The sequence below is a fragment of the Desulfoluna sp. CLI2B genome (assembly GCF_056847375.1).
In genome coordinates, this window is record NZ_CP186557.1 from 5,434,108 (window position 1) to 5,457,497 (window position 23,390).

Below are 23,390 nucleotides of genomic sequence, written 5' to 3' on the forward strand. Positions count from 1 at the left end.
GGCTTAACTGCACAAAAAAAGCCGGCTCCCTTTGGGAGTCGGCTTTTTTTATGAACAATAAACGGGATCAAGGGCCTTTTGCCTGAAAAGTTATGAACAATTGACCCTTTTTTATCAAAACAGCCTTAAAAAAGGCTGCCATCGTCCCAGGCTATGCCGGGTTCTTCGGCTTGAACAGCTTATCCTCGTTTTCCTTTAAGAAAAAAACATCCTTGAGCCAGAGAAAACCAAACTCAAGCAGCGCCAATTCGTCGGTCTTCATCTTTTCGATACGCTCTTCCTCCACCTCGAATTTGTCGAGAAAAGGGCTCTCAAAAACAAACCGCTTGAAGGCGTCCAGGTTGTAGCAGGCCATGAAGAACATCTCTTTGGCCTTGGGGGTCCACTGGATGTTGGGGGGAAAGCTGCGCTTCCGCACGATAAGATCTGCCCAGCCCGCGTTGATCTCGTCGTGAATGTCCACGCCCTGGTCTTTTCGCCAGGAATCCACGGTCCACTCCTTGGCCTCTTCAAACCCTTTGCAGTGGGGCTCGTTGACGAAAAAGAAAAAATCCTTGTCGTCGTCACCGCCGTCTTCGCCGTGGCTGAGGTTGCCGACCCCCAAGGGGTAGTAGCGACAGGTGGTGGGGCGGTCGTCGTAGACAAGGCAGCCTTCGTCCCGCACAAAGGGACAGGACCGGATCTCGTCATCGAGAAGTTTCAGGGTCACCACGGGAAGGTCGGTTTTTTCAAACAGCTGGGGCTCGGTGTAGATTGCCAGAAACTCTTCGGACGGAAGTTCCAACTTGTTTTTCAGGCGAATGATGTCGTAGGGGGTCAGGATGATATCGATCCCCCGGCAGCATTTGGTGAAACAGCTGACACCTTTGTGGCATTCAAATTGAAAACCGGAGCTGCGTCCCAACCGCACCGGTACGATGTCTGCCTTTTTTTCAGATTCACTCATATTGATCGCTCCTCACTCCTTCTATGTCAAAAACACGTCCCATATGTGTTTTTAGTTCCCAAAAAAGGAGTAACATAATAATTTCACTCCGGTTTTACAATAAAAATTTACCGACACCCCTTGATTTCGGACGCCATTCACCGTATAACAAAAAAGTCTCACTGCCCGCCGTCGTCGACTCACAATTTCACAACATCAAACCATCAGGATTCGACTCTATGAAAATACGAAAAGCGGTGTTTCCAGTTGCCGGTCTCGGCACACGATTCCTTCCGGCAACCAAAGCCCTCCCCAAAGAGATGCTCCCCGTGGTGGATAAACCTTTGATTCAATACGCCGTGGAAGAGGCCCTGGCCGCCGGCATCGAGCAGATCATCTTTGTCACCGGCAGGGGCAAGGAGGCCCTGGAAGACCACTTCGACCACTCCCATGAACTGGAGTCTATCTTAAAGGAGCGGGGTAAGGACCAGACCCTGGAACTCATGGAGGCCCTGGTCCCTGAAACCGGAACCATTATCTACACCCGTCAGAACAAACCCCTGGGACTGGGCCATGCCATCTGGTGCGCCCGGGACGTGGTGGGCAACGAGCCCTTTGCCGTCCTCCTTGCCGACGACCTGGTCAAGGCAGAAAACCCTGTCCTCTCCCAGATGATGGAGGCCTTTGACGACACCCAGTCCTCCATGGTGGCGGTGATGGAGGTGGACCCGAGCCAGACGGATAAGTATGGCATTGTGGATGGCGCCAGTGAAAACGGCAGCCTCATCCGAGTGCAGGGCCTTGTGGAAAAACCCGACCCGGAGTCGGCCCCTTCCAACCAGGCCATCATCGGCCGCTACATTCTCACCCCTGAGATCTTCGACCTCCTGGAAGCCAAAGAGACCGGTGCCGGCGGTGAAATCCAGATCACCGACGCCATGGAAAAACTTTTGACCACCCAGGACATCTACGGCTTTCTCTTTGAAGGGACCCGTTTTGACTGCGGGGACAAGGCAGGGTTCCAGATGGCCAACATCGCCTATGCCATGGACAACCCGGAGATCAAGGGCCGCCTCACCGCCTACCTCCAGACCCTCCTCAACTGATCACCCCGGGCGAGGGGGGAACGACCTTCTCGCCCCACCCTGTGCTGATGCATTGAATCAATGGCTGCTGATCAGAATGAAACGTTTCACTTTGGCGGCGTTGGGCCCGGGTCTCGGCAATGGGCGGGATGCCCTTGTGATGTCTGACGGTGGTGGGACCTGCGTTGTAGGCTGCCAGGGCGAGTTTCCGGTTGCCCTTGAAATCGGTGAGCAGGCTCTTGAGGTAAGCTGTGCCCCCCATGATGTTTTCATAGGGGTCATAGGGGTTTTTGATTTTGTAATAGGTGACGTTGTCCGGCATCAACTGCATGAGCCCCTTGGCCCCTTTGGGGGAGAGGGCCCTCGGGTTAAACCCCGACTCCGCGTGAATGACGGCTTTCACCAGGGCAAAGGAAATGCTGTGGGCCTCGGCGGCACGGACAATGATGGCGTCATAGGCCGACGAGCTCCACATTCTCCCCGTTGGTTTCTTTTTCTGCCCCCCCATGGGCCGTGCCCCCATGAGGTCGATCTGGCGGGCGTCCGGAGAATCGGTATAGCACAGGGTGCCCGAGGCGTCCCTGTAGATATAGATGTCGGCCTCCGCAGCGGTCCATCCCATGACCACCCACAACACAATCATCCACCGACTCCGCGCCATACCGCCCCCTGTACCAAAATTAGACCTTCATTTGTGTCACGACCCGATGCTGTTGTACCGTCCCCGTTTTTCCACAAGGGTTTTCCGGACCACCCCCCCTGTAAATGAAGGGTGTGACAGATACGCCAGGCCGGTTTTGAGAAAGGACCCTGTCACCTCGTCAAAGACCCTCTCTTTGTCAGACGCCGCAATAAAGTTGCGCTCCAGCCGTTTTTCATAGCGCGCTGTGGTTCCCCCCAGGGCCTTGGTCAACTCGGGAAGGGAAAGGCCCACGGCAGTAGCCTCGGTCTCGGTCACCTCGAACTCAATGGAAAAAAGGGCCGTCACCACAAAGGCGTCCTCGCTGATCCTTCGGGACGCATCTTCAAGTATCAAGGTGAGGCCGTTTTCAAGTTTCATTGATTTTACACAGTTTTTCGTCATCGTTAAACTCCATTTTTACATCGGCTATGGGGCTGCCCCCCCTGGTATGGGGCCTTTTTCACAGGTTGGATGCGCCCTTTCTTCCATTTCTCAATGATGGGTTCACAGCGCAATCCGTAAACGAGGTATACGGGGCAGCCCCCTTAAAAATCAAGATATAATGCCTTGTTTGGCTCCAGTATTCACGATATAAAATGCCTTTGGGCCGCCTGGAAAGCCCTTCTTTCCGGTGCCCCTCATCAACCCGGCCCCCTTTTTGTTACACCCCTTGTGCACAGGAAACGATGCCGCCGGGTTATCAACACAACCAACCGACACCACGAAGGACTACCCTATGGGATTGTTATCAGCCACCCAGACCATCGCCCGATACCGGGTGGAGGGAAGCTTCTCGGAAAACCCCACCGAGCAGGTTCGCAAAGGGCTAAAAAAACAGATCATCACCGATATTGACAACGAAGCCCAGGACATGGCCGTGGGCTGGACCTCCTTTGAGGCCCCCTATACCCCCGATTTCGACGACGCCACCTTTCAGATCGGCACCCACTACGTCTTTGGCATGCGTATCGACAAAAAGTCCGATCCCCACCTCGACATTGTGCAGCAGGTGGCCATTGCCTCGGCCAAACGCCTGGCTGAAAGCGACCGGGAGTTTTTGTCGAAAAACGAAAAAAGCGAGATCAAAGAGCACGTCATGAACGTCCTCACCATCCGCATCCCGCCCACGCCAAACGTCTTTGACGTGGTGTGGCAGTACGAGGAGCAGGAGGTGTGGCTCTACTCCACCCAGAAGGCCGCCAACGAAGAGTTCGAGACCCTTTTCAACAAAAGTTTTTCCGGCCTGAAACTCATTCGCCTGTTTCCCTACACCCAGGCCGACCTGACCTTTTCCCTCTCCGACACGGACCGGGACCGCCTCTCGTCCATCACCCCAGAAGATTTTACGGAGTAACCCATGCTCGACATCGCTGTCTTATACAACAAATACAAATTCCTCGGCCATGAGTTCCTCACCTGGCTCTGGTTTACCCTGGAAAATGACCCCGAGCGCCTCAAGGACGACGAGGGCATGCCCGTACAGCTCACCGTGGGCAACCGTATCGTTCGGAGTGATCGGGAAGCGAAGGCACCGGAGGAGGCGTTACCATCAACGGCGAGAGCAACGCAGACTTGAAGCGAGGCAGAAACCGCCTACCCGGAAGGGGTCCTGTTACCTAAACACCCCCGTGGACAAAAAGGGGACCTGGGCTGGACCTTTACCCTTAAGGGCGAAAATTTCAACATCACAGGTCTGAAAACCCCTGAGACGCCCCCGGTGGAATCGGGCGATGAAACCGAAGGGGCCGTCATCGACAAGCTCTTTCTCTCCCGGGAGATTGTGGATCTTACCGGGGGACTCTTCCGTGACTTTGTGCGGCTGCGCATCTCCGAGGCCTGGAAAAAAGAGACGGTTCCCGCCATCAAGGTCTGGTTAACATCTTAGAAACAAAAAGGTTTTTCTTATTGTTCATAACCTGTTCATAACCAAAACCCCCTGTATATACAGGGGGTTTGCACGAATATCCCAAGGGGTGCGGTCTTCCGCGCCCCTTTTTTGTTGTCCAAAACCGGTTCACGGATTGTTCAAAACCTGCAGGGTTATCAACAATTTTTCAAAACCTGTCAAAAAGCAGGTGGTTTTCAACAACGCTTTAGACCGAATAAATCCGTTTTTTGACATTTTTATCTTCTTTTATTTAAAGGTCTTATCCTACTTATGTCACTTATCAACACCCTTTATTATGATGATCTTTTATAAAAAATTAAAAATAAGAACATACCCCCTACCTCTTCACACTTCCTGTCCCTGAAACACACCCAACATAAAAAGGCAGCCGGAAAGGCTGCCTTCACACATTCCGCACAATGAAAACGGAAAGAATTTTTAAAAAGTTAGACCACTTTCCAAACACAGACCCAAAAGCCCCCCAGAAGATCCCCAAAAAAGGGGTAAATGACTTTTTTTTATATTGATAATTTCGGTATAACTTACTATGACATAGGGGGTGATCAGGTCCTGGACCCCTTCATTCACAAACCGAATCGTTGAATCCAAACCCCTTGATTGAACGACCTGATCCCAGTCTCGACCACACCCCGGCTGCACCTTCGGACACCAGTACCGGTTGCACCGACCATCGAACCACGGATTCAGCATGAAACTTTGGAAAACCTCATGAAATTCAAAATAGCCAAAAAAGATATCTCCACCATTCTTGGACGGGTACAGGGGATTACAGGACGTAAAAGCAACCTGGCCATTACCGCCAATGTTCTGATCAAAGGGGAAGGCCAAGGCATCTCCTTTGTGGCTACGGACCTTGAAACAGGGTTTGAAGGACACTACACCGCGGATGTGGAGCGGGAAGGCGCCATCACCATCAATGCCAAGAAGCTCTTTGAGATTGTCCAGAATTTTCCGGGTGAAGATGTTCTCATCGAAGAGATCGAGCGCCAGTGGATCGAGATCAAGAACAACAACATCGTCTACCATATTGTCGGCATGAGCCCGGACGACTTCCCCGATGTCCCCAGGGTGGACGAAGTGGTCTTTGCCCGCGTCCCCACGGGCGGCGTGCGTGAGATGATCGAAAAGACCGTGATGATCCAGGCACCCTCCGATGAAAAGAGGGCCCACATCACCGGTGTCTGTTTTGAACGGATCCAGCGCGGCGGCCAGAACCTGATGCGCATGGTCTCCACGGACGGCCGCCGCCTGTGCAAGGTGGATGTGGAAATCGGAGACGACGCCAACTTTGTCCCCGGGGAGAGCGTCATCGTTCCCAAAAAGGGCCTCATGGAGGCGGCCAAGATCCTCGACAAAGATGCAGAGCATGTGGAGGTGGGGGTCAAGGACAACTACCTGATCTTCAAGATGGCCAAGGAGACGGTGATCATCGGGCTTCTGGAAGGGGATTTTCCCGAGTACGAGCAGGTCATCGAAAAAGACGACGCCTTTGACATCGAGGTGGACCGAAAGCTCTTTTCCATGATGCTCAAGCGCATGTCCATCCTTTCGTCCGACAGCTACAACAGCGTCATCTTCAACTTTTCCGATAACCGGCTGGAGGTGACCGCCACCAACCCGGACCTTGGGGAGTCCAAAGAGGACATGGCCATCGCCTTTGAGCGGGACGAGGTGGAGGTGGCCTTCAACCCCAAATATTTAATCGATACATTGAATGTGATAAACGATGAGCGTATTCTGGTAAACCTCAGACAGCGCCCCCTGCCTTGTGGAAGGGGTGGAAGCAAAGCGCTTTTTGAGCATCATCATGCCCATGAAGATCTGATCCTTTCCCTGATAACCGACACGGCAGGGACACAGGGGATCAACTCAACACGTGGGCCAAAGGCTATAGAGACGCATGACAGAAGAACAGACCAACAGCTACAACCAAGACAGTATCACGGTATTGAAAGGACTCGAAGCAGTCCGGAAAAGACCGTCCATGTATATCGGTAACGTGGATATCCAGGGGCTTCACCACCTGGTCTACGAGGTGGTGGACAACAGCATCGATGAAGCCATGGCAGGCTACTGCGATACCATTTCCATCGTCATCCACCCGGACAACTCCATCAGCATTGAAGACAACGGGCGTGGAATCCCCACGGGCATGCACGAAACCGAGAACATGACCGCGGCTGAGGTGGTTCTCACCAAGCTTCATGCAGGGGGCAAGTTCGACGACAAGTCCTACAAGGTCTCCGGTGGTCTCCACGGCGTGGGTATCTCCGTGGTCAACGCCCTGTCGGTTTTCCTGAACCTGGAGATCTACCAGAACGGCAAGATTCACCAGATGTCCTTTGCCAAAGGGGAGAAGACCAGCGACCTTAAGGTGACGGGTGAGACCGAAAAACGCGGGACCAGGGTCCACTTCAAGGCCGACACCGAGGTGATGAACGACGACAACTTCAACCTCGATATCCTCACCAAGCGGCTCCGGGAGCTGGCCTTTTTGAACAGCGGGATCCGCATCACCATCGAAGACGAGCGCTCCGATGAGAAAAAGGCCTTTCACTATGAAGGGGGCCTCAAGAGCTTTGTGGAATACCTTAACCGGTCCCAGACAGCCCTGCACGAGCCCATCACCTTCGGTGGAGAGCGGGACGGGATCCAGGTGGAGGTGGCGGTTCAGTACAACGACACCTTCAACGAAAAGATCTACTCTTTTGCCAACAACATCCACACCCCCACAAGGAGGGAGCTTCACCTTTCCCGAATTCTAAAAAGGCGCCCTGACCCGTCCGGTGAACACCTACGCCACCAGCGACAACGTGCCAACCTGCGGGCAAGATCTCCAGGGACGACACCATCTGCAGGCCCTCACCGCCATCGTGAGCGTCAAGGTTCCCGAGCCCCAGTTCGAAGGCCAGACCAAGACCAAGCTGGGCAACAGCGAGGTCAAAGGGGTGGTGGAGTCCCTGGTCAACGAAAAGTTTGCCGACTTTCTCCAGGAGAACCCGTCGGTGGCCAAAAAGCTCATCACCAAAGCGGTGGAAGCGGCCCGTGCCCGGGATGCGGCCAAGCGCGCCCGTGACCTGGCCCGCAGCAAGGGTGCCCTCATCGACTCCACCCTGCCCGGCAAACTGGCCGAGTGCCAGTACTCCGAGCCCGAGTTCCGCGAGCTCTTTCTCGTGGAGGGCGACTCCGCAGGGGGCTCTGCCAAGATGGGCAGGGATCGGCGTTCCCAGGCCATTCTTCCCCTCAAAGGCAAAATCCTCAACGTGGAGAAGGCCCGGTTCGACAAGATCTTACGAAGCGATGAGATCAAGAACATCATCACCGTCCTCGGCACCGGCGTGGGCAGCGAAGAGTACGACATCGAGAAGATCAAGTACCACAAGGTGGTGATCATGACCGACGCCGACGTGGACGGATCCCATATCCGTACCCTGCTGCTGACCTTCTTCTACCGTCAGATGCCGGCCCTCATCGAGCGCGGGTACCTCTACATTGCCCAGCCCCCCCTCTACAAGGTGGGCAAGGGCAAGAGCAGCGTCTACTTAAAGGATGAAACCGGGTACCGGGATTTTATCTTTAAGCGTATTTTTGAAAACCGCAACATCACGGCAGGGGGCACCGAGATCTCCGGGGAAGAGCTTTTCAACATGCTCATGGACCTGTCCACCTTTGTGCAGGCCATGGACACCATGGAGCGCCGGGGCTACGACCGCAGGCTCCTCATGGGGGCGCCTCAAAGAGGGCATGATCGACAGAGCTGCGGCGAGCGTGAGAAGATGGAAGCCTTCCGCTGCCGCGTCGTCGACACCCGTTCAACATGGGCGATACTGGCCTACAACCCGGAAAGGGAGCGCTACCGCTTCTATGTCAAGGCCGATGACGACGAGGTGACCCTTCACATGGGAGGCACCATGGAGGTGGGGCGTGTGCTCTTCTACTCCTCCGAATACATCGCCGCCGTAACAAGCCTTGCCAAGATCCAGGCTGTCATGGACGGGGAGGTGCTGGTCACCAACAGTGAAACCGGCGAGACGGTCCACACCGCAACAGACCCCTTTAAGCTCTTCGACCTCGTGATGAAGGACGGCAAGAAAGGGATCAACATCCAGCGCTACAAGGGTCTCGGTGAGATGAACCCGGACCAGCTCTGGGAGACCACCATGGATCCCGACCGTCGGACCCTGCTCCAGGTGACCATCGACGATGCGGAAAATGCCGATGACATCTTTTCTCTGCTTATGGGGGAAGAGGTGGAACCCAGGCGGGCGTTTATCCAGAAGAACGCCCTTGAGGTCTCGTCCCTGGATATTTAACCGCAGGTATCCAAAGGGATACGTTTTGTTCTAAAGGGCTCGCGCAAGGTCGCCGGGGTACGATGAAGGGATCACCTTTCTTTGTGTGCGGCAGGTTTTGTCCGGGCCCTTTGGTTTTTTGGGCCCGGCGTGGGATTGGACTTTTTTACCTGAAAAGAGATCAATAATGGCTGAGACCCCCACATATCGAGAACTGGAAAAGAAAATAGCCGCCCTGGAAGCGGAGCTGGATTCCCTGCGCGAAAAAGAGATCTCCCAGGAGCGCAACCGGATTTTCGGGCGCGTGGCCCACGAGTTTAACAACCTCATGATGGTGATCCAGGGGAACATCTCCATCATGCTCCACGACACGGACGCGGATGATCCCTTCCACGAGCGTCTCAAAAACATGGAGCGCTACATCAGAAGCGGAACCCGCCTCACCGAAAAACTCCTCAATGTGGTGGAAAAAAGCACAGATTCCGAGGGCAAGGCCTTTTCGGTCTCGTCCCTGCCGGATGAAAGGGAACTGGCACGTCCCCCGGGCGGTGCGCGCCGCGGCATGGATATCTACCGCCAGGCCTCGCCGGAGACCCACCGGGTCCTGCTTGTGGATGACGAAGCCCTTATCCTGGACGTGGGGGCCCAGATGCTGGCCAAGATCGGACTGGACGTGATCACCGCCGAAAACGGGGCCGGGGCTGTGGAACTCTACAAACGGGAAAAGGGGACCATCGACCTGGTTATCCTGGATCTCATCATGCCGGGCATCGACGGCATCGACACCTACCACCTGCTCAAAGACATCGACCCCGGGGTCAAGGTACTCATCTCCAGCGGGTACCGAAAAGACCAGCGGGTGGAAACCTTCCTCACCGAACCCAACACCGGGTTCATCAAAAAACCCTTCAGCCTCGCCCGTCTCTCCGACGAAGTCCGCAAACTCCTGCGGAGCCCTTCTTAAAAACCGCCTCCGGCGGCCAGGTGGGGCACCTGGAAACCCTATGGCGAATGCATGGAGACAGACATGATGCACTTGGTTTCGAGGCACTCGCGCGTGGTGTGACATGTGACAACCGGTTTTGCAGGAGAGGTCCATGTCATTCCTCTGAAGTAACGACTCAGCTTGCCTCCGGCAGGTCGTTTTTTGGGGCAAAGTGCATCCGCAGTTTACTTTCAAGGTGGCATACTTTGTCGCCAGAGCCCATTTCGTTCAACGCCAAGCGAATCGCGAATATTTTTTATCAGGTATTTGCTCGTTTATAGGCTTCGCCTTTGAAGCATGTCATCCACAGCCCTGTTAAGTCACGGGCGAAGCCTGTCAGCGGATGTGACGGGGCGAGGGATGAGCCCCGGAGCATTCGCAACCTGCTTTCGAGGTGTTTTCGCAATAGTGGCTTCGCCACCCTCGCCGCCGGATGCATGTTTTTCGCTGCTTTTTTTGTTATGTGTCAGCCTGGACGGCTCGGTTGATGTGGGCTGTGTAATCGGGCTGGGCTGATTCATAGGGTGAGCTGAACCAGCGGCTGGTGACAAAAAAGTCTGCCGAGGCCTGGTTGCAGGCGATGGGGATGTTGTGGACAGCGGAGATGCGCAGGAGGGCTTTGACGTCCACGTCGTGGGGCTGGGCGGTCATGGGGTCCCAGAAGAAGATGAGCATGTCCAGGCCGTCGTTGACGATGAGGTTGCCCAGTTCCAGGTCCCCGCCCAGGGGACCGCTCTTCAGGCAGGTCACCTCAAGGCCCACCTCCGAGGTCAAGAGCCCGCCGGTTGTGCCGGTGCCGTAGAGCTCATGCTTTTCCAGTTCCGCTTTGTGGGTCAAGGCCCAGGCCATCATCTTGGGCTTCATCTCATCGTGTGCCACAAGGGCAATCCGTTTCCTGGCTTCCATATCTCTCCTCATTTCTGAAAAACGGTTTTCATGGTCAAACAGGGGAAACAAGCCTCCGGCGGCCCTGCCGGGGGCCAAACTTTTGAAAAGTTAGACAAACAGGTTTTAAAGCATCATTTCGCGGCTACGCCGAAACAATTCAGACACTTTCCCAGCAGTTCTTTTTTTGCGGCTTGTCACGGCGTAGCTTGTTTTTACGGACCCATAGGGTTTCCAGGTGCCCCCACCTGGGCCGCCGGAGGCTTGCTTTCTAAAAATCGATGCTTCCCGGGGTTCGGGGGAAGGCAATGACGTCACGGATGTTGGTGATGCCGGTGAGGAGCATGAGCAGCCGCTCGAAGCCCAGGCCGAAGCCGCTGTGGGGGACTGAGCCGAAGCGGCGGGAGTCCAGGTACCACCAGTACTCCTCTTCGGGCAGGTTCATGTCGGCCATGCGTTTGCGCAGGATATCTTCCCGCTCTTCCCTCTGGCTGCCGCCCACCAGCTCACCGATGCGTGGGACCAGAAGGTCCATGGCGGCCACGGTTTCGTCGTCGTCGTTGACCCGCATGTAAAAAGGCTTGATCCCTTTGGGGTAGTTATAAACAAAGACCGGCTTTTTAAAGTGCTCTTCGGCCAGGTAGCGTTCGTGTTCGGACTGGAGGTCGGTGCCGAAGGAGACCGGGTACTCGAATTTTTTCTTTGCGTTCTGGAGGATCTCCACGGCCTCTTTGTAGGGCAGGCGCTCGTAGGTGTCGTCCCGCAGAGAGGTGAGGGTGGCCATGAGGGTTTTGTCCACAAACTTGGCAAAGAGGGTGATGTCCTCGCTGCAGGTCTCTAAAACCCCTTTCACCACGTATTTGATGAGGGCTTCTGCCACGTCCATGTTGCCGGCCAGGTCGCAGAAGGCCATCTCGGGCTCCAGCATCCAGAACTCGGCGGCGTGGCGGCTGGTGTGGGAGTTTTCTGCACGGAAGGTGGGGCCGAAGGTGTAGACATCTCCCAGGGCCAGGGCCATCATCTCAGCGGAGAGCTGGCCCGAGACGGTGAGGTTGGTCTCTTTGCCGAAAAAATCTTCGGAGGCAGGGGTGGTGCCTTTGACTGTGGTGATGCGGAACATCTCCCCCGCGCCTTCGCAGTCCGACCCGGTAATGACGGGGGTGTGGATCAGGAAAAATCCCTCTTCCTCGAAAAAGCGGTGAATCAGGTGGCTGGTGCGGGAGCGGATGCGCATGATGGCCCCGTATTTGTTGGTACGGGCCCTTAAGTGGGCGATGGTGCGCAGGAACTCGTCGCTGTGTCGTTTTTTCTGTAAGGGGTAGGCGTCTCCTCCGGAGCCTCCGACGAACTCCAGGGCATGGGAGCGGATCTCAAAGGCCTGGCCCTTGCCGGGGGAAGGGACCATCTCTCCTGTGACGGCAACGGCCGCTCCGGTGGAGAGGTCGGGGAGGTGTTCGGAGCCGGGGCTGCCTGCGTCCACGATCACCTGGATGGAGGCCAGGCAGGAGCCGTCGTTGATTTCAAGAAAAGAGAACTCTTTGGTGTCGCGCCGGGTGCGGACCCAGCCTTTTATCAGGACTTTTTCCAGGGGAGCGGTTCGTGCCAGAAGCGCCTTGATTTTTGTTCGATTCATGAAACACCTGTGTGTTGGTTGGTTCGTGTAATTAAGGTAGACCGTAGTGTAATACCCAGGCCCATCCCGGACAACAAGAAAGATGTATCACGGGGTTGTCACATGTGCAGACGGCCAGAATGTTTGTCCCCCGGCAGGGCCGTCGGAGGCAAAAATCTAAATGCGTTAACCCTGGGGATTTAGCATATGGTATTTTATTGAAATGTAGTCTATTATGAAATGTTTACAATTCGATGTAAAATAAAACCCTCAAGATTTCAGAAGGTTATAAAATAACGTAACATGGACGATACAACGATTCAAGATATCCTCACCGAGGTGGCCCAGCCGAGCCGTTATCTGGGGACCGAGGTGAACCGTGTGGTGAAAAACCCGGAAGCCGTGGACCTGCACATGGTGCTGGCGTTTCCGGACCTTTACGATATCGGCACCTCCCATTTCGGGATCCAGATTCTCTACGCCCTGCTCAACAAGCGGGAGAACATTTATGCCGAGCGCGTGTTTGCCCCGGCACCGGACATGGAGGCCCTGCTCAAAGAGAAGGGAGAGCCTCTCTTCTCCCTGGAGACACGGACGCCCCTGGGTGACTTTGATGTGGTGGGGTTCAGCCTCCTCTACGAGCTGAACTACACCAGCGTCCTGACCATGCTGGACCTGTCCGGGATTCCCTTCCTTGCCAAGGACCGGGATGCATCCCATCCCCTGGTGATCGCAGGGGGCCCCTGCACCTTCAACCCCGAGCCCGTGGCCGAGATTTTCGACTTTCTGATTATCGGGGACGGGGAAGAGGCGTTGGTGGAGGTGGCCGAGGCCATTGCCGTCTGGCGCAAGAGCGGTGCGGACAAAGAGGCCCTGCTCAGCCAGGTGGAGCAGATTGCCGGGGTTTACGTGCCTTCGCGATTTGATGTGAGTTACGAGGCCATGGGCGACGAAGGCGCCACGGTGGCCGTGGTCAAGCCCAGGAACCCGTCGGTTCCCAGGGTAAAACGGGCCATTGTCCCTGAGCTTTCCAAGGACTCCTTTCCTGAAAAGCCGGTGATTCCCTTTGGCAAGCCTGTGCATGACCGGCTTCGCCTTGAGATTTCCCGGGGATGCACCCGCGGCTGTCGTTTCTGCCAGGCCAGCATGATTTACCGGCCGGTGAGGGAGCGCAGCGTGGACGATCTCTTGAGCTTAAGCGGCGAATCCCTTGAGACCACGGGGTACAACGACATCTCCCTTCTCTCGTTGAGCACCGGGGACTACGAGCAACTGGCCCAGCTCATGCGGGGGATCACCTCGGGGTGCTGTGCCGATGGGGAGAAGGTTGCTGTTTCCCTTCCTTCCATCCGGGCGGGCCGTCTGACCGGTGAACTCATGGAGATCATCAAGAACGTTCGCAAGACCGGGTTCACCATCGCCCCGGAAGCGGGGACCCAGCGCCTTCGGGACGTGATCAACAAGGGGATCTCCGAAGAGGACATCATCGGCACGGTGAAGAGCGCTTTTGAACTGGGCTGGACCACCATCAAGCTCTACTTCATGATCGGGCTTCCCACGGAAACCGATGAAGACCTCCAGGGCATTGTGGATCTGGTGAAGACCTTGCGCGGTCTTACCCGGAACAAGCGGGCGGCCATCAACGTGAGTGTCTCCACCTTTATTCCCAAGCCCCACTCGGTGTTTCAGTGGGAGGGGCAGATTACCCGGGACGAGGCGTGGGAGAAGATCTGCTGGCTCAAAGAGAGCCTGCGCATGCGCGGTGTGACCCTGAAGTGGGGAAGCACGGACATCAGCTGGCTGGAGGGGATCTGGTCCCGCGGGGACCGTCGCCTGACCTCCCTGTTGATCCGGGCCTGGGAAAAGGGATGCCGCCTTGACGGCTGGAGCGAGTACATGGACCTTGGGCTCTGGCGTGAGGCCGTTGAAGAGGAAGGGCTGGACTGGGATCTTTTATGTCGTCGCCATCGCAGCCTGGACGAGCCGTTGCCCTGGGATCACATCGACTCCGGTGTCACCAAGGCGTACCTGAAGAAGGAGAGGGCAAGGGCCCTGTGTGCCTCCCTGACCCCGGACTGCCGCTACGGAGACTGTTCCGGCTGCGGGATCTGCGATTTCAAGACCATCCGGCCCGTGATCTGCGCTCCCCTGGAAGACGAGGCTCCGGCTGCCCCGGTTCAGGCCTCTGAACCGGGCTCCTTCGTGAAGTACAGCATGGCCTACACCAAGGTGGGCAATGCCCGTTTTTTCGGTCACCTGGAGCTGGTCAACATCGTCACCAAGGCCTTTCGTCGGGCCGGCCTTACCATCGAAAAGTCCCACGGGTACAACCCCCGGCCCCGGATTACCTTTTCCGATCCCATGCCCCTGGGCATGGAAAGCCTGGAGGAGACGTTCGTGGTTTCCGTGGCCTCTGAGCTCTCTTCATGTGAGATAAAAAATAAATTGAACCAACATCTTGTTGAAGGAATAGAAATTCGGGATATCAAGCCCTTTGTTAAATCCAAAGGCCCGAAAGACGATACGTTCAGATACAAGGTACACGCGCGATCTGATCTTTTTGATGCCCATTGTTTAAGTAAATTTATGGAATTAAATAATTTTATAATTGAAAAAAAGGGCAAAAAAGGAAATATAAAAGAGGTTGATTTGAAGCTGTTTGTCAGAGGGGTGGAGATCCATTCCCCCTCTCAGTTGACCATCGATCTCAAAGGGATTGATGGTGTGGTCATCCGTCCTGATCTCGCAGTGAAGCATATTTTCTCCCTTGCCGATGACGCCGCTGCTCACCTGGGTCTGGTAAAAATCTGCCGGATTGACGAAGTCTCTTAACCCGATAACCGAATCGTGGTCCCTATACATGTACAAGGAACTGGTTGTTAACGTAACGGAACAGGAGACCCGTGTGGCCCTCCTGGAAGATGGTAATATCGTTGAGCTTTTTGTGGAGCGCGGCGATGATACCAACATCAACGGCAATATCTATAAAGGCCGTGTGCAGCGTGTCCTGCCGGGCATGCAGGCCGCCTTTGTGGATATCGGCCTCAACCAGGCGGCCTTCATCTATGTGGACGACGTTCAGAAGAAGCAGAACATCGGGGAACACGAGGCGCCGTACAGCGAAAACGGCAACAAGGAGTTTGCCCCGGACAACACCGGCCGGCAGATTCCCATTGAAGAGCTGCTCCGTGAGGGCCAGGAGATCATGGTCCAGGTGGTCAAGTCCCCCATCGGCACCAAGGGGGCCCGCATCACCACCTACATCTCCCTGCCGGGCCGTTACCTGGTGCTCATGCCCAACGTGGATCACATCGGCATCTCCAAGCGCATTTCCAGCGAGGAGGAGCGCACCCGCCTGCGGGATCTGATCAGCGACAAGCGGGATGTCCCTTACGGGTATATTTTCCGTACTGCAGGGGAGGGGATCGCCGAAGAGCAGCTCAAGCGGGAGATGGACCTTCTGGTCAACTCATGGGAGAACATCAAGAAACGGTACCGGAGCTTTTCAGCCCCCTACCGTCTCCACCGAGACCTCACCGTGACCTTTCGCGCCATTCGGGACCTGTTGACCCACGAGGCGGACCGCCTCACCATCGACAACAAGTTCGGGTTCGATTCGGTGAACAACTTCATCCGAAAGATCATGCCCGAGCTCAAGGTGAAGGTGGAGTACTACGATCGGTCCGAGCCTATTTTTGAGGCCTTCAACCTGGAAGGGGACATCACCCGTGCCCTGAAAAAGAAGGTGTGGCTCAAGTGCGGGGGGTACATTGTCATCGAGCAGACCGAGGCGTTGACCTCCATCGACGTCAACACCGGTCGCTACGTGGGCAAGCACAACTTTGAAGAGACCATCTTCAAGACCAACCTGGAGGCGATCCGGGAAATTTCTGCCCAGGTGCGCCTCCGGAACATCGGGGGAATCATCATCCTCGATTTTATCGACATGGAGAATCTGGAGAACCGGGAGCGTGTCTTTGAGTCCTTGAAGGAGGCGTTTAAAAAGGACAAGTGCCGGACAAACATCCTTCCCATGAGCGAGATCGGGTCTACGAGATGACCCGAAAGCGGGTAAGAAAATCGTTGACCCGGATGCTCTGCGAGGAGTGTCCTTTGTGTTACGGGGACGGATACACCATCTCAAAAACCACCATCTCCCAGAAGATCTATCGGGAGATCCATCGTCACGCCCGGGACATGATGGGGGATATTTTTACCCTCAAGGTGAGCGAAGAGATGGCCGATTACCTGCATCGAGACGAGGTCAGCACCATCAGCGCCATAGAGTACCGGCTGGGAAAGAAAATCGAAATCTATCCCATCCGCCGTTTTCACCGTGAAGAGTTTGAACTCACCGAGAAATTCAAGTAAAATATGGCTGTTGACACCCGTCGCATTTTATGATTAAGTTACCGGGTTTATTTTAACGTCACAAAAGTGTGAAATCAAACGTAAAATAGGGGTATTCACATATGAAACGAACATTTCAGCCAAGCAACCTTAAGCGATCCAGAAAGCACGGTTTTATGAATCGTATGTCCACTCCCGGTGGTCGTCGTATTATCAAGCGTCGTCGTGCGAAAGGCCGTAAGCGCCTGTCCGCCTGATACGCACTTGATTTTTATGATGCCTTCGTTAAAGGGTAGCTCCGAGGGCCTCGTTTGGGGGATCGGCAGGCCGGTAACGGCTTGCTTTACGGTCCGCCGGAACGAGGCACGACGGAGTGTACGATGATACAGGGATACATAAGACTTGCGAGCGAACGCCTTTACAAAAGAGCTGAGGATTCTCAAGAGACATCAGTTCCAGGAACTCTACCGAAAAGGGGCAGCCGTCCATAACCGCCACTTCGTTGCCAATATCCTGGAAAACAACCTTCAGACATCCCGCATAGGCATCACTGTATCAAAAAAGGTTGGGGGTGCTGTCACGCGTAACCGCATCAAACGGATTGTACGCGAGTATTTTCGGAAAAACGGTCGACACTTTTTTGAGAATCGGGATATCCAACTTATTGCCAAGCGCACAGCGGCTCAACTCAGCAATAAAGAGACCCTTTTATCCCTTGAGCATATTTTTCAAAAAATTAAAGCAAGTACTGAGTCTTAAGCAGGTCTTTGTCGGATTGATAAAGGCCTATCAGTATTTGATCTCCCCTTTGATTGGTCCCAGATGCCGTTTTTATCCCACATGTTCGGCATACGCCATTGAGGCCTATGAACGGTATGGAATCCTTAAGGGGTCCTTTTTGGCGGTGAAACGCATTCTCAAGTGCCACCCGTTTCATCCCGGAGGGTTCGACCCGCTTCCATAAAATCCTTCATCAGAGCTTCAGCACCCACCCACCGACCAGAAGAACCCGCAAACACCCGATGATCACGCCAGCCCCTCTGCGCATGAATGGCTGTGCCGTGCATCATCCGTAATATTACGAAACCGTCCAGAAGATTCCAGCGCCCGGCAACAGGCACCTTGATGTTGCACCATTTGTGAACCCACGGGGCAGGGACGGGCCATTGGCACATGAACAAGGCACCATCTTTCTTATACAAAGAAGATGAACAACGGAGAACCTAATGGAACAAGTCAGACTCTTTGCAGCAATCATTCTTTCCATCATTGTGTTTGTAGGGTGGAACTTTCTCTTTCCCCCCCAAAAGCCCGTGGACGTTCCCCAGGAGACACAGGTGGAACAACCCGTGGCCCAACCCGGGGAGCCGGCAGCACCTGCCGTGGATATCAAGCCTGTGACGGTGGTGGCGGAAAACATCACCGTGGTGGAGTCTCCCCTTTACCGCATCGAGTTCACCAACCGCGGAGCCGCGGTGAAACGGTTCGAACTGAAGAAATACAAAGAGACCCTGAAAGGGGACGCCTTTAAAAACCTCGTGCCCGAGGCAGCCACTAACCGTCAACCTGGCAATGGTTACGGGCAGCGGTGTGGAAGGCGCAGTGGACGCCCTGTTTGAAGTGGACAAGGAAAAGGTTCTGGTCGGCGAGAACGGTGCCAGCCTTACCTACCGCTGGGTCAGCGCCTCCGGCGTGGAAGTGGTCCGCAGCTTCAACTTCAGCCCGGACTCCTACGACATCGGCTCCACGGTGACCCTGCGCAACGGAAGCTCCCTTGCCATCAACGATAACCTGGCCTTCGGTCTGATCTCCACGGTGGAAGGCGGCAGGACCTACGGGTTCGAAGGTCCCAGCGGTTTTGTGGACGGCCACCTTGAAAACGTCAAGGTCAAGAAGATCGAGGACAAGAACCTTTTTAAAGGGAACGTGGAGTGGGTGGCCCAGCAGAGCCGCTACTTTATGACCGCCGTCATTCCCAAGGGTATTGCCGGTACCTCCATGGCCCTGGCCGACAACAGCGGGGTGATCACCGCAGCCATGAACCTGCCCACGGGCATGATCCAGCCCGGCGGGGAGAAGACCCTCACCGTGGACATCCTGGCAGCCCCCAAGAGCTACCGCATGCTCAAGAAGCTGGATTCTTCCGTGCACAAGGCGGTGAACTTCGGCTGGTTTGACATCATCGCCAAGCCCTGCCTCAGCCTGATGAACCTGATCCACGATCATGTGATTGCCAACTACGGCATCGCCATTATCCTTTTGACCATTCTCATCAAGCTGATCTTCTGGCCCCTGGGCAACAAGAGCTACACCTCCATGCACGAGATGAAAAAGCTCCAGCCCATCATGGCCAAACTCCGGGAGAAGTACAAAGACGACAAGCAGCGCATGAACCAGGAGGTGATGGCCCTGTACAAGACCTACAAGGTCAACCCCATGAGCGGCTGTTTGCCCCTGGTGGTACAGATGCCCATCTTCTTTGCCCTCTACCGTATGCTCTACTCCGCGGTTGAGCTGCGTCACGCTCCGTTTTTCGGATGGATCACCGACCTGTCCGCTCCGGACCGTCTCTTCCATTTCGGGTTCAACATCCCCATGATGGCCGAGCCCTCCGGGATTCCGGTCCTGACGCTTCTGATGGGTGCCACCATGTTTCTCCAGCAGAAGATGTCCCCCTCCACCGGGGATCCCACCCAGGCCAAGATGATGATGATGATGCCCCTCGTGATGACGGTTATCTTCGTGAACTTTTCATCCGGGCTCGTACTCTACTGGCTTGTAAACAACATCCTTTCGATTTCTCAGCAGTACTATATCACCAAGAAACTCTCGTAACCTCTGGAGGAGTGTATGAATTCGCTTAGGGAATTTGAGGGCAGAACCGTGGAAAAAGCCATTGATGCTGCCTTGCAGGAACTCGATATCCCGAGAGAGGAGCTGGACTACAACGTGGTGACCAAGGGGAGTGCCGGTCTGTTCGGCCTCTTCGGGGCCAAGAAAGCCAAGATCTCCGTGACCCTCAAACAGACCCGGGCCAAGCAGGGCCGGGCAGCCAAATCCCTCGTAGACGAGGCCTTCGGGACTCCCAAGTCCGAGGAACGCACCACTGCGGAACCCGATGGCTTCAAAGGGGAAGACCGCACCTACGAGTACACCGAGCGGACCTTTGAAGAGGGATTTTTCAAAGGACTCACACCTGCCGAGGCGGGTGTGGAGATTTTAAAAGAGATCGCCTCCTTTATTTCCGAGGAGTCCGAGATCGCCTACAGCGTGGAAGGGGACATCCTCACCTACAACGTCACCGGCGGCAACGCGGCCGTGATGATCGGTAAAAAAGGCCAGACCCTCGAAGCGATCCAGTACCTGTTGGACAAGATCATCAACAAGCACAGCATGGAGCGTGTACGGGTCCAGGTGGACATCGAAGGCTATCTGGAGATGCGCAAGGAAAAACTCCGTCAGCACGCCCAGCGCATGGCTGAAAAGGTCAAGAAAACAGGCAAGCCCCACACCATCGGGCACATGTCTTCCCACGACCGCCGCATCATCCATCTTACCCTGAAGGATGATCGCGGAGTGCGGACCCAGTCCATGGGCGAGGGATACTACCGGCGCCTTGTGATTTTCCCCAAGAGAAATAAGGGAATGCGCAATAAAAACAGATAGATAGTCTGGGTTTTGACGCTATTGAAGCCCGTTTGGCCGTTCCCCGGTCAAACGGGCTTTTTTTATGGTCGCCCCGCAGGCGACGTGGTAGTTTAAATGTGATAAATTGCCTCAGTGACGTGGTCTCCCTTTGCCTCCGGCGGGTCGCTTTTTTGAAAAAAAGCTCCGCAAAAAACTTTTCTAATGTAAAAAAGGGGAAATTATTTCGGCGGAGCCTGGAAAGGCTTACTTAAGACCTGTTTGTCAAACTTTTTAAAAGTTTGGCCCCCGGCAGGGCCGCCGGAGGCATTATGATCAGCAGGTATAACAACACAACAGCAGAAAAGAGCTATGAGCTATTTGGATCTTGATACCATTGCAGCCATTGCCACGCCCGTGGGGCGTGGCGGCATCGGCATTATAAGGGTCTCCGGCCAAAAGGCCGTTTCCATTGCCATGACCTTTTTCAGGTCCGCCTCCGGCGTCACCAACCCCAAGAGTCACCGGGTCTATTACGGCACCTTTGAGGACGGCAAAAGGGTCGCCTTGGATGAGGTGATCCTTTTTTACATGAAAGGACCCAAGTCCTATACGGCTGAAGATTGCGTGGAGATCCAGTCCCACGCCAGCCCCGTGGTTATGCGTCAGATCCTGGACCTTCTCATCGAAGCCGGAGCACGCCTTGCCGAGCCCGGGGAGTTCACCAAGCGAGCCTACTTGAACGGGCGCATCAACCTCTCCCAGGCCGAGGCCGTTATCGATCTGATCAACGCCCGGACCACCACCTCCCATGAGATGGCCATCTCCATGGTGAAGGGAGAGCTCGGAGAGGCCGTTGCAGGCCTTCGGGAGACCCTTAAGCAGATCTCCGTTACCCTGGAGGCCATCCTTGATTTTCCCGATGACGTGGACGAAGAGATCCAGGCCGAGGCCATTCGGGACCAGCTTTCCGGCTCCGTGGTTCCCACCCTGGTCTCACTCATCGAGAATTTCGATCAGTCGGATATTTTCCGTCATGGGATCCGCGTGGTCATTGCAGGCCCCCCCAACTCCGGAAAATCGAGCCTGCTGAATCGCCTCTCCGGACAGGACCGGGCCATTGTCACCAATGTGCCGGGCACCACCCGGGATCTGATTGAGGAGTTTATTCACATCGACGGCATTGCCTTTCAGGTCACCGATACCGCTGGGATCCGGCATACCGATGATCCAGTGGAGAAGATCGGCATCGAGCGGACCCTCTCCAGCATCGAGGCCTCGGACCTGGTTCTCTATCTGGTGGACGGGTCCGAAGGGTTGGGCGGCGAGTCCGTTGAGCAGATCCGGGAGCATGTGGCCACCCGCCAGTGTCTTGTGCTGGTGAACAAGGCCGATCTGACTCCGGGGGGAGCGGCCGACGGGCTCAACGCCCAGGGCATTGAACACCTGGTGGTTTCTGTGAAGACCGGGGAGGGGCTTACCGCTGTCAAGGAGGCGGTGGTGGCCAGGATCCTGGCCCGGCTTCCCGAGGACCGCAGCGCCCTGGTTCCCAACAGGCGGCAGGTGGCCCTGGTAAGAAAGGCTTTAAATAATGTGGAAAATGCTGTAGAGGGTATAGATTCTCATCTCTCTTTTGATGCCATCAGCATCGACATCCGTTCGGCCATGGACCTGATGGGTGAGATCCTGGGCGAGGAGGTTCAGGTGGATATTCTGGATGAGATCTTCAGTAATTTCTGCATTGGAAAATAGACCGGCGCCTGCGGAAGGTGGCCGGTTGTTTCACGTGAAACATTGATTACCCAGGACAAGGGCAGGACCGTCATGGGGACTGCCGACCCTTTTGGGGTGACGGCATCCTGGGCCAAAGATATAGGATGGAATGGTCATGGATTTTTCAGAGGCATTTACCCGTTACGAAGCGCTGGTGGATCAGGTCGGCCAGGTGTTCACCAAGGTCAGCTCAGAGTTTCCCACCGAGGTGACCTGCAAGGCCGGTTGCGACGATTGCTGCCATGCCCTGTTCGACCTCACCTTTGTGGAGGCCCTCTACATCAAAAGCAAGTTTGATGAGCACTTCACGGGCAAGGCGCGCTTTGAGATCACCGAACGTGCCAACACCGTGGACCGGGCTCTGGCCAAGCTCAAGAAAGAAGCGTACAAGCGCCATGAAGCCGGAGAGACAGATGCGGCCATCATCGAAGAGGTCTCCAAAGCGCGCATGCGCTGCCCCCTTCTCGGGGAAGAGGGGACCTGCCTGATGTACGACTACCGTCCCATCGCCTGCCGGGTGTACGGGATCCCCACCTCCGCAGGGGGCCAGGGACACACCTGCGGTCTCTCCGGGTTTGACCAGGGCAAGGCGTACCCCACCCTCAACATGGATCTGGTTTACAACCGTCTCTACAAAGTCTCAGCGGAACTGGTGAGAAAGCTCGACTCCCGTTTCACCAAGATGGGAAGCGTGCTCATGCCCCTGTCCATGGTCCTGTTAACCGATTTTAACGAAGAGTACTTAGGGGTGGAGGTCAAGGTATGAGCACCGTCGGCATGACCCACAACGAGTTTACCGATGAGGAGGTCGAGGCCAAGAAGAAGGCCATCTTCGACTCCATGGGAAAACGTGGCCAGAAGATGATCATGAAGCAGGGCTACGAGAACTGGAACCCCTTTGGTGATCCCAAAGATCCCCTGGATATCCGGGTGGACGGTTCCGAGCGCACCGTGGACCAGCTCATCCGCGAGTTCCTGGCCGAGGTGGGTCCCGAAAATCCGTCCAATCAGTACTCCCAGTCGGTCATGGAGATGGCCATGGGGGTGATGAACAACACCGACAAGGTGCGCGCTGCCTTTGAATTTGTTCACTGGTACGACGAGCTCTTGAAAAAAGAGGGGAAGACCCTGACCTTTGATTAATCAGGGGAGCAATAAGCCTCCGGCGACAAGGTGTGCCACCTTGAAAGCAGGATGCGGATGCGTTTAAATGACAGTCATAAACATGTTTTTTATGACCTGTTTGTTAGACCCAAGGGAACTATTCA

At 55.3% G+C, this 23,390-nt stretch carries 23 protein-coding genes and 1 pseudogene; 19 read left to right on the forward strand and 5 right to left on the reverse strand.

The annotated features are described in order from the left end of the window. Positions 1–151 precede the first annotated feature (151 nt). Positions 152–946: a YkgJ family cysteine cluster protein gene (locus ACOYW2_RS25325; RefSeq protein ID WP_482768369.1), complete on the reverse strand. Its 795-nt coding sequence runs from the start codon at positions 944–946 to the stop codon at positions 152–154. Between the two features lie 218 nt (positions 947–1,164). Between ACOYW2_RS25325 and galU the strand changes: the two genes are divergently transcribed. Continuing rightward, the gene (galU, locus tag ACOYW2_RS25330) at positions 1,165–2,031 is read left to right on the forward strand and encodes a UTP--glucose-1-phosphate uridylyltransferase GalU (protein ID WP_482768370.1); all 867 of its coding nucleotides are present in this window, start codon (positions 1,165–1,167) and stop codon (positions 2,029–2,031) included. On the opposite strand, the gene ACOYW2_RS25335 is transcribed toward galU, so the two are convergent. Then, positions 2,024–2,653 (reverse strand): lytic transglycosylase domain-containing protein, encoded by a 630-nt coding sequence (locus ACOYW2_RS25335; protein ID WP_482768371.1) that lies wholly within the window; start codon positions 2,651–2,653, stop codon positions 2,024–2,026. The two genes, galU and ACOYW2_RS25335, sit on opposite strands and share 8 nt — an antisense overlap. Before the next feature lie 54 nt (positions 2,654–2,707). Next, positions 2,708–3,094, reverse strand: a complete 387-nt coding sequence (locus ACOYW2_RS25340; protein WP_482768372.1) for a hypothetical protein — start codon at positions 3,092–3,094, stop codon at positions 2,708–2,710. A 334-nt stretch (positions 3,095–3,428) separates the two neighbouring features. Here ACOYW2_RS25340 and rdgC point away from each other — a divergent pair, with 334 nt between their 5' ends. The 6 genes and pseudogenes from rdgC to ACOYW2_RS25370 all read left to right on the forward strand — a co-directional run bounded on the left by rdgC (position 3,429) and on the right by ACOYW2_RS25370 (position 9,857). Continuing rightward, positions 3,429–4,046: a recombination-associated protein RdgC gene (gene rdgC, locus ACOYW2_RS25345; protein WP_482768373.1), complete on the forward strand. Its 618-nt coding sequence runs from the start codon at positions 3,429–3,431 to the stop codon at positions 4,044–4,046. Between the two features lie 3 nt (positions 4,047–4,049). Further along, positions 4,050–4,268 carry a hypothetical protein gene (locus ACOYW2_RS25350; RefSeq protein ID WP_482420496.1) on the forward strand — a complete coding sequence of 73 codons (219 nt, stop codon included), beginning with the start codon at positions 4,050–4,052 and terminating at the stop codon, positions 4,266–4,268. A gap of 141 nt (positions 4,269–4,409) precedes the next feature. Beyond that, a complete protein-coding gene (locus ACOYW2_RS25355; RefSeq protein ID WP_482420497.1) occupies positions 4,410–4,577 on the forward strand; it encodes a hypothetical protein in 168 nt (55 codons plus the stop codon). Positions 4,578–5,309: 732 nt separating this feature from the next. Beyond that, the gene (dnaN, locus tag ACOYW2_RS25360) at positions 5,310–6,599 is read left to right on the forward strand and encodes a DNA polymerase III subunit beta (protein ID WP_482768374.1); all 1,290 of its coding nucleotides are present in this window, start codon (positions 5,310–5,312) and stop codon (positions 6,597–6,599) included. Then, positions 6,502–8,914, forward strand: a pseudogene (gene gyrB, locus ACOYW2_RS25365) (DNA topoisomerase (ATP-hydrolyzing) subunit B). Before dnaN ends, gyrB begins: the two are co-directional and overlap by 98 nt. A 166-nt stretch (positions 8,915–9,080) precedes the next feature. Then, a complete protein-coding gene (locus ACOYW2_RS25370; RefSeq protein WP_482418583.1) occupies positions 9,081–9,857 on the forward strand; it encodes a response regulator in 777 nt (258 codons plus the stop codon). A 480-nt stretch (positions 9,858–10,337) separates the two neighbouring features. On the opposite strand, the gene ACOYW2_RS25375 is transcribed toward ACOYW2_RS25370, so the two are convergent. Continuing rightward, on the reverse strand, positions 10,338–10,784 hold the full coding sequence (locus tag ACOYW2_RS25375) for a methylglyoxal synthase (RefSeq protein ID WP_482418584.1): 447 nt from the start codon (positions 10,782–10,784) through the stop codon (positions 10,338–10,340). A 250-nt stretch (positions 10,785–11,034) separates the two neighbouring features. Continuing rightward, positions 11,035–12,396: an asparagine--tRNA ligase gene (gene asnS / locus ACOYW2_RS25380; RefSeq protein ID WP_482768375.1), complete on the reverse strand. Its 1,362-nt coding sequence runs from the start codon at positions 12,394–12,396 to the stop codon at positions 11,035–11,037. Between the two features lie 282 nt (positions 12,397–12,678). Between asnS and ACOYW2_RS25385 the strand changes: the two genes are divergently transcribed. From ACOYW2_RS25385 to ACOYW2_RS25440, 12 genes are all read left to right on the forward strand, one after another. Next, complete coding sequence (locus ACOYW2_RS25385; protein ID WP_482768376.1) at positions 12,679–15,207, forward strand: TIGR03960 family B12-binding radical SAM protein; 2,529 nt, start codon at positions 12,679–12,681, stop codon at positions 15,205–15,207. A 28-nt stretch (positions 15,208–15,235) separates the two neighbouring features. After that, on the forward strand, positions 15,236–16,435 hold the full coding sequence (locus ACOYW2_RS25390) for an Rne/Rng family ribonuclease (protein ID WP_482420504.1): 1,200 nt from the start codon (positions 15,236–15,238) through the stop codon (positions 16,433–16,435). After that, positions 16,432–16,746: a hypothetical protein gene (locus tag ACOYW2_RS25395; RefSeq protein WP_482768377.1), complete on the forward strand. Its 315-nt coding sequence runs from the start codon at positions 16,432–16,434 to the stop codon at positions 16,744–16,746. The genes ACOYW2_RS25390 and ACOYW2_RS25395 overlap by 4 nt, the downstream gene beginning before the upstream one ends. A 101-nt stretch (positions 16,747–16,847) precedes the next feature. Then, positions 16,848–16,982 (forward strand): 50S ribosomal protein L34, encoded by a 135-nt coding sequence (rpmH, locus tag ACOYW2_RS25400; protein WP_180138223.1) that lies wholly within the window; start codon positions 16,848–16,850, stop codon positions 16,980–16,982. 145 nt (positions 16,983–17,127) lie between these two features. After that, the gene (gene rnpA / locus ACOYW2_RS25405; RefSeq protein WP_180138225.1) at positions 17,128–17,484 is read left to right on the forward strand and encodes a ribonuclease P protein component; all 357 of its coding nucleotides are present in this window, start codon (positions 17,128–17,130) and stop codon (positions 17,482–17,484) included. After that, positions 17,441–17,689 carry a membrane protein insertion efficiency factor YidD gene (gene yidD, locus ACOYW2_RS25410; protein ID WP_425484394.1) on the forward strand — a complete coding sequence of 83 codons (249 nt, stop codon included), beginning with the start codon at positions 17,441–17,443 and terminating at the stop codon, positions 17,687–17,689. Before rnpA ends, yidD begins: the two co-directional genes overlap by 44 nt. A 262-nt stretch (positions 17,690–17,951) precedes the next feature. Then, entirely contained in the window at positions 17,952–18,344 is a 393-nt protein-coding gene (gene yidC, locus ACOYW2_RS25415) for a membrane protein insertase YidC (RefSeq protein ID WP_482768378.1), read from the forward strand. Further along, positions 18,316–19,560: a membrane protein insertase YidC gene (yidC, locus tag ACOYW2_RS25420; protein ID WP_482768379.1), complete on the forward strand. Its 1,245-nt coding sequence runs from the start codon at positions 18,316–18,318 to the stop codon at positions 19,558–19,560. The genes yidC (ACOYW2_RS25415) and yidC (ACOYW2_RS25420) overlap by 29 nt, the downstream gene beginning before the upstream one ends. A 15-nt stretch (positions 19,561–19,575) precedes the next feature. Then, positions 19,576–20,391: an RNA-binding cell elongation regulator Jag/EloR gene (jag, locus tag ACOYW2_RS25425; RefSeq protein WP_482420508.1), complete on the forward strand. Its 816-nt coding sequence runs from the start codon at positions 19,576–19,578 to the stop codon at positions 20,389–20,391. A gap of 330 nt (positions 20,392–20,721) precedes the next feature. Next, the gene (gene mnmE, locus ACOYW2_RS25430) at positions 20,722–22,101 is read left to right on the forward strand and encodes a tRNA uridine-5-carboxymethylaminomethyl(34) synthesis GTPase MnmE (protein ID WP_482768380.1); all 1,380 of its coding nucleotides are present in this window, start codon (positions 20,722–20,724) and stop codon (positions 22,099–22,101) included. Between the two features lie 136 nt (positions 22,102–22,237). Beyond that, entirely contained in the window at positions 22,238–22,888 is a 651-nt protein-coding gene (locus ACOYW2_RS25435; protein ID WP_482768381.1) for a YkgJ family cysteine cluster protein, read from the forward strand. Continuing rightward, a complete protein-coding gene (locus ACOYW2_RS25440) occupies positions 22,885–23,265 on the forward strand; it encodes a hypothetical protein (RefSeq protein ID WP_246317736.1) in 381 nt (126 codons plus the stop codon). Before ACOYW2_RS25435 ends, ACOYW2_RS25440 begins: the two co-directional genes overlap by 4 nt. Positions 23,266–23,390 lie beyond the last annotated feature (125 nt).